We start from the raw sequence: 2,117 nt of genomic DNA, 5'->3' as shown, positions 1-2,117 counted from the left end.
CCGCTTGCGGTTACGCCCAAGTCACTATCAATTTGCCACTGTATCAAATAAGTATGTTTTAGGTTCTAACACTAGCTCCCCAACAACCCCCAACATACTTTCGTGATACAGCAACGGAGATTGAATGTTGAAAAAACGCTCAACACCCCCATATAACAGAGGCTAACATTCACCAATGATGGACACGGAATGCAAATAAAACGCGACTTCGACTATTACCAAAATTTGCACGACTTAGTAACAAACGCCTTACTGCACTTACTCTGTAAAGTGTCGACAACCAGTCGTCACGTCCCTACGGCCACGCGCAATGAAATATTGGTGAAGTACCTCAAACCCAAAGTGGCCGACAAGTCCTTATCGAACATAAAGAAGGACATTAAACTGATGTTAAACGTGGGTAGAAAGAAAGGTGGTAATTTGGAAATGAAGCTGCACGAATTGAACGGACAAGCGAGTAAAGCGAAGCTAGCTGGCGCGGAAAGGCTCTATAACTTGCTGGTTTATCTCTACGATGAAGAAGGTATTGAGTCTCGATTATTTGAGGAAGGTACCGAAACCGAAGCGGGCATACTCTATATGATTGAGTCGCATATTGATCACTGCTTCGACGTCGAAAGCAAGCAAGTGGCGCCATGCTCGATGTTAATTCAGCTTGAACGAGCACCGGAACTTATTGATGCCATCAACCATCATGGCTACTTTATCGCAGAAATGAAAGAGTGGAACGCAGAGACGCACCAAGCGCACATTCTCGTTCACCCTACTGCATAGACCAATAGGAAATACCATGCCCGCTTACACCATTGTGTATAAATCGGAAAACGACGAGCCAATACTCAAAGAAACGGTCTTCATGAAAAACTTAGGCGCGGCCAAACGCTCCGCCATGTCAAACGCGCCACTCATCACTCATAAAATTGAAATTTATGATTTGATGGAAAAATGTTTAAGCCACCGAGAAGGTGATGCACCATGGAAAAATATTTAAACACGATAAGTTGACGCTCTATTGCTATCAATGATGTGCGTCTACACAAATCACACTGTAAAAAGGTTACGCACTTTTTCTAAAGACTCTGTGTTCCAATTTTTCACATCTGGCACCAAATCAGAGAACAGTTTTTGCTCATAGATTAATTCTTGCAAGCCATCAACAATGCGCCATAAATTTCAATATTTGTAAGAAATCACCTACTAAATAAAGGATCGTAATTCATCAATCAAATAGTCTGCGCACCTCAAGGCTTTTCTATATTTTTATTGTATATTAGCCACTTATCGTAATACTCAGTCAGTTTCACGCTAAGTTACAAGCCAAATTTATTTTTATTTTTGGTCTTCCATTTTTGGTTTTCTCTGATATATTTAAAATATCGTTTTGTGCAGCAAACTTGTCTAGCTGACTACCAATTAGCAAGACACAATCAACCGCCCTACCAAGGCGGTTTTTTTGTGCCTAAACTTTAGCACCAGTAGTAATTTAAGTTAAAATAGATATACTTAGTCTCGCTTATCGTCACTACAAACAATTCTAGATGCCCTATCAATGCTTTCAAGTTCGCATGAGTAGGGCATGGTAAACATGCCTTAACTAAGACGGGCGCTCAGGTGTGGTAGCCTGAACTCAGCTTAATGCCTGCCTAGTAACTGGATTGCGTTTGCTGCACAAAACGATATAGCGGCAATTGTTTTTGATAGGTTGGTTGAGTGGCTTTGATGGAACCGTAGTCCCCTTATTTAAGGAGGCCGCGAGATGAATAGATTGATCATCATTCTAGAGTTAATTGCACGAATTCTAGAAGCGCTAGCTCAACTGTTCGCTTAATTGCGATCCACAATAAAACGAAAGTTTTTAGCCCGTCCTCGTGACGGGCTTTTTGTTATTAAAGGGCGGAAACAGCTCGTAGGGATCTTCTCCAATAATCAGTAACACCGTTACAGCGATCATCAGCCCATACTCCTACGAGTTTCGGCTTTCGGTGGGCATCACGCCCTCTACACACAACCGTTCTACGGACGATTGAGCTATTGGTCATACTTATACCTAGTTTCCTCAACTTCCTTATGTATGAGCATCAAAGTCCGTAGCCTCTGAGAAGTTCAGGAAGTACAAA

2 protein-coding genes are annotated in these 2,117 nt (G+C 41.9%); both read left to right on the top strand.

The window, feature by feature from the left end; all coding sequences use genetic code 11:
* The first annotated feature begins 189 nt into the window (after positions 1-189).
* Positions 190-774 (top strand): DUF2913 family protein, encoded by a 585-nt coding sequence (locus OU793_RS24265; protein ID WP_023625126.1) that lies wholly within the window; start codon positions 190-192, stop codon positions 772-774.
* Between the two features lie 16 nt (positions 775-790).
* Complete coding sequence (locus OU793_RS24260) at positions 791-991, top strand: hypothetical protein (protein WP_086370937.1); 201 nt, start codon at positions 791-793, stop codon at positions 989-991.
* Positions 992-2,117: the final 1,126 nt, after the last annotated feature.

This window comes from Vibrio sp. VP6 (assembly GCF_028823755.1).
GTDB classification, from domain to species: domain Bacteria; phylum Pseudomonadota; class Gammaproteobacteria; order Enterobacterales; family Vibrionaceae; genus Vibrio; species Vibrio parahaemolyticus.
Note: the sequence above shows the minus strand (reverse complement) of the source record. Positions and strands in the feature narration are given on the sequence as shown.